At 62.4% G+C, this 4,583-nt stretch carries 4 protein-coding genes; 2 read left to right on the top strand and 2 right to left on the bottom strand.

Annotation, left to right across the window (positions count from 1 at the left end):
• Positions 1–55 precede the first annotated feature (55 nt).
• Complete coding sequence (locus WBR57_RS08790; protein WP_424083493.1) at positions 56–745, bottom strand: TetR family transcriptional regulator; 690 nt, start codon at positions 743–745, stop codon at positions 56–58.
• A gap of 117 nt (positions 746–862) precedes the next feature.
• On the opposite strand from WBR57_RS08790, the gene ggt reads away from it, so the two are divergent.
• Both ggt and WBR57_RS08780 read left to right on the top strand, forming a co-directional pair.
• On the top strand, positions 863–2,587 hold the full coding sequence (gene ggt, locus WBR57_RS08785; protein WP_424083492.1) for a gamma-glutamyltransferase: 1,725 nt from the start codon (positions 863–865) through the stop codon (positions 2,585–2,587).
• Between the two features lie 60 nt (positions 2,588–2,647).
• Positions 2,648–3,442 carry an exodeoxyribonuclease III gene (locus WBR57_RS08780; protein WP_424083491.1) on the top strand — a complete coding sequence of 265 codons (795 nt, stop codon included), beginning with the start codon at positions 2,648–2,650 and terminating at the stop codon, positions 3,440–3,442.
• On the opposite strand, the gene WBR57_RS08775 is transcribed toward WBR57_RS08780, so the two are convergent.
• A partial coding sequence (locus tag WBR57_RS08775) for an NAD(P)/FAD-dependent oxidoreductase (protein ID WP_424083490.1) occupies positions 3,439–4,583 on the bottom strand: 1,145 nt, incomplete at its 5' end. The genes WBR57_RS08780 and WBR57_RS08775 overlap by 4 nt on opposite strands.

Genomic DNA, 4,583 nt, shown 5'->3' with positions numbered 1-4,583 from the left:
TGACTGATACACCGCATTCGCGAGCAAGCCCGCTCCCACATTTGGATTTGCGTTTCTACAGGGGGATGGGGGATACCCCGCGCACCACCAAATCACTGATAAACCCCAGCCAATCCTGCTGCTGCCTCTTGTCCGCCAGGTCTTCCCCAAGGAATGAACTCAGCGTGTGCCGGTTGGAGTTGTAGAAGTAGCACAGCGAAGCAATCATCAAGTACACGTGCTTGAGGTCCACATCCTGGCGAAACACGCCCTGGGCCTGGCCGGCTTCGATGATCGGCTTGAGCACGCCAACCGCTTCGCCCGACAACCTGCGCATCTCGCCGGACTGCTGGGCGTGCTTGCCCTGGTGCAAATTCTCGATGCTCAGGATCGCCACGAACTCCGGGTGCTTGACGTAGTAGTTCCAGATAAACCCGACCAAGTCACGCAGTGCCTGCTCGGGCGCCGCCAGGTCCAGCTTGAGTGTGCTTTCGGCTTGGTTGAACTGTTCGTAGATGTGCTCCAGCACGCAGACGAACAAGTGTTCCTTGCTGCCGAAATAGTAATAAAGCATGCGGTCGTTGGAGTCGGCTTCCTTGGAGATGCTGTCCACGCGCCCGCCTGAATAGCCGTCACGGGTGAACACCTTGACGGCCGCCTGCAGGATGCGCGCGCGCGTCTGGTCGGCCTGCTGGGCGCGGATGCCGGTCTTCTTGATCACCCTGTCAACGCACCTTGCAAGAGAGTTAGGCGCGAAATATAGCATGGGCGTTTTGCGGTCCGTTCTGTGACCGACAAGTTCTGTAATAAAAACGCCATTGCGCTGGGGATTAAATCCGAGTCGGGCTATTTTGGTGCATCTCAATAACTAGAGTAGCCATGGATGAAATACCAACCCTTCAGCCGTACCTTGATTGCCACTGCCTTGGTGTTAACGGTCAGTGGTGTGCACGCCGCGTCCCAGGCCCCGGTGGCCGGTGAAAATGGCATGGTGGTGACGGCCCAGCACTTGGCAACGCATGTGGGCGTGGATGTGCTCAAGGCGGGTGGCAACGCCGTGGATGCGGCCGTGGCGGTGGGCTACGCGCTGGCGGTGGTGTACCCGGCGGCGGGTAATCTCGGCGGCGGTGGCTTCATGACCGTGCAGCTGGCGGACGGGCGCAAGACCTTCCTCGACTTCCGCGAAAAAGCCCCGCTGGCGGCCACCGCCGACATGTACTTGGACAAGGCCGGCAATGTGGTCGAAGGCCTGAGCGCCAAGGGCCATTTGGCGGTCGGCGTGCCCGGCACCGTCTCGGGCATGGAACTGGCGCTGAGCAAATACGGCACCCTCAAGCGCGCCCAGGTGATTGCCCCGGCGATCAAGCTGGCGGAAAACGGCTTCGAGCTGGAGCAGGGCGACATCGACCTGCTGCACACCGCTACCGGCGAGTTCGAGAAGGACAAGGACCTGCGCGGGATCTTCCTGCACAACGGCCAACCGCTGCAGGTCGGCCAGAAGCTCGTACAAAAAGACCTGGCCAAGACCCTCAAGGAAATCTCCGCCAAGGGCACCGACGGCTTCTATAAAGGTTGGGTCGCCAAGGCCCTGGTGGATTCCAGCCAGGCCGGCAAGGGCATCATCACCCAGGCCGACCTGGATAAATACAAGACCCGCGAACTGGCGCCCATCGAGTGCGACTACCGAGGCTACCACGTGGTCTCGGCACCGCCTCCGAGCTCCGGCGGCGTGGTGATCTGCCAGATCATGAACATCCTCGAAGGCTACCCGATGGCCGACCTCGGCTATCACTCGGCCCAGGGCCTGCACTACCAGATCGAAGCCATGCGTCATGCCTACGTCGACCGCAACAGCTACCTCGGCGATCCGGACTTCGTGAAGAACCCGATCGAGCACCTGCTGGATAAAAACTACGCGACAAAACTGCGCGCTGCCATCGAGCCGCAGAAGGCCGGGGATTCCCAGGCGATCAAGCCCGGCGTTTCGCCCCATGAAGGCAACAACACCACCCACTATTCCATCGTCGACAAGTGGGGCAATGCGGTGTCGGTCACCTACACCCTCAACGACTGGTTCGGTGCGGGCGTGATGGCGAGCAAGACCGGGGTGATCCTCAACGATGAAATGGACGACTTCACCGTCAAGGTCGGCGTGCCGAACATGTACGGCCTGGTCCAGGGTGAAGCCAACGCCATCGCGCCGGGCAAGGCGCCGCTGTCGTCGATGAGCCCGACCATCGTGACCAAGGATGGCAAGGCCGTGATGGTGGTGGGCACGCCAGGTGGCAGCCGCATCATTACCGCCACCTTGCTGACCATCCTGAATGTCATCGACTACAAGATGAACATCCAGGAAGCCGTGGACGCGCCGCGTTTCCACCAGCAGTGGATGCCGGACACCACCAACCTTGAGACCTTCGCGGTCAGCCCCGACACCCAGAAAATCCTCGAAAGCTGGGGCCACAAGTTTGCCGGCCCGCAGGACGCCAACCACTTGGCGGCGATCCTGGTAGGCGCGCCGTCGCTGGATGGCAAGCCGGTCGGCAAAAACCGCTTCTACGGGGCTAACGACCCGCGTCGTAACACCGGGCTGTCCCTGGGTTACTAAGACGGAACATCTGCACACCTTCCAGGCTCTACCCCTAGAGCCCTGGAAGGACCCCGCCCCATGAAAGCCCTGAAAATCGCCACCTACAACATCAACGGCATCCGTGCCCGCCTGCCCAACCTGCTGCAATGGCTGGAACGCGAACAGCCCGACATCGTGTGCCTGCAGGAACTCAAGGCGCCCGAAAGCCTGTTCCCTTATGCCGATTTTGAAGCCGCCGGTTACGGTACGATCTGCCTGGGCCAGGCGTCCTGGAACGGGGTGGCCATATTGGCGCGGGATGCCCAGCCACTGGAGAGCCGGCGCGGTTTGCCCGGCGACGACAGCGACACCCAGAGCCGCTACATCGAAGCCGCCGTGCATGGCGTGTTGGTCGGCTGCCTGTATCTGCCCAATGGCAACCCGCAGCCGGGGCCGAAGTTCGCGTACAAACTGGCCTGGTTCGAGCGGCTCATCGACTATGCCAAGGCCTTACAGGCCAGTGAACATCCAGTGCTGCTGGCCGGGGATTTTAATGTGGTGCCCACCGACCTGGACATCTACAACCCGCGTTCCTGGCTCAAGGACGCCTTGCTGCAACCGCAAAGCCGCGCCTGTTACCAGCGCCTGCTCGAGCAAGGCTGGACCGATTCGCTGCGCCACCTGTATCCCGACGAGCGCGTGTACACCTTCTGGGACTATTTTCGCGAGCACTGGCAGAAGAATTCCGGGCTGCGCATCGACCACCTGTTGCTCAACCCGGCGCTCAAGCCTTACCTGAAGAATGCCGGGGTGGACGCCTGGGTGCGCAACGAGCCCCACGCCAGCGACCATGCGCCGACATGGATTCAGTTGGGCGCGCGCAAAAAACGCTAATCGCGATCGATCAGTTCCAGCGCTTCGGCCTTGCTCAGCGGGCGCTGCATGCGTTGCGACAATCGCGCCATGGCTGGCTGGTGTTCGCAGGCGATCACTGCTTCGACTTGATCGTCATGGCAGAGCAGGGCGATGAAGTCGTGATGCTGCAGGTCGCCGAGCAGGTGCAGGCGGTTCCAGTGCTGCGGGTGGCCGAGCACTTCGAAGGTCTTGTTGAAATGGTACGTCCAGAAAAACGGCACGTCGGCGTAGGTCAGCGATTCACCGAGCATATTGCGCGCGGCCAGCACGCCCAACTGTTGGGCCAGGCGCCAGTGTTCGATGCGCGTGGGCTGCTGCTGCCAGGCAAAGGTCGCGTTGTCACCGGCCGCCCATAACCCCGGCGCGGCCTGCAACTGGTCATTGACCTGCAGCGACTGATCCTCGGTTTTTTTCACGCCCTCGATGAAGTAGGTGGCGGGTTTTACACCGACCCCCATCAGCACCAGGTCGGCGGCCAGGCGTTTGCCATTCTTCAACAGCACCGTACTGACCGCGCCGTGTCCGTCCAGGCGCAGCGGTTCGGTATTGCTGTGGAATATCACGCCGTGGTCTTCGTGCAGCTGGCGGACCGCGGCACCGATGCGCGAGCCCAATTGCGCCGCAAGCGGGATGGCGTGCCGGCTGACCACTTGCACCACCAGGCCACGCTGGCGCAGGGCCGACGCCGCCTCCAGGCCGATAAAACTGTCGCCGATAATCACCACACAGGCCGCAGATTCTGCGGCTGCGCTGATGCGCGCGGCGTCTTCGCGGCTGCGCAGTACAAACACGTTGCTCAGCACTGCGCCGGGGATATCCAGCGGCTGCGCCTCGCCGCCGCTGGCCACCAGCGCCGCGTCATAGGTGAAATGACGGCCGTCGGCCAGTTCGATACGTTTGGCGGTGGCATCCAGGCGCTGCACCTCGCCGTGAATGCCGAGGGTGTCGAAGGGCTTGTCTTCGAGCAACGCTGGAGTGTCGTCCGGCGCCATCTCGCCGGCGATCACGAATTTGCTCAGGGCAGTGCGATCGTAGGCGGGCGCTTGCTCGCGGTCGATCCACAGCAGGCGCCCGGCAAACCCGGCATGCTGCAAGGTGGCCACGGCCGCCGCGCCTGCCG

Source organism: Pseudomonas sp. (assembly GCF_049590575.1).
Taxonomy (GTDB): domain Bacteria; phylum Pseudomonadota; class Gammaproteobacteria; order Pseudomonadales; family Pseudomonadaceae; genus Aquipseudomonas.
The sequence above is the reverse complement of the archived record's forward strand: the minus strand, read 5'-3'. Positions and strand labels throughout refer to the sequence as shown.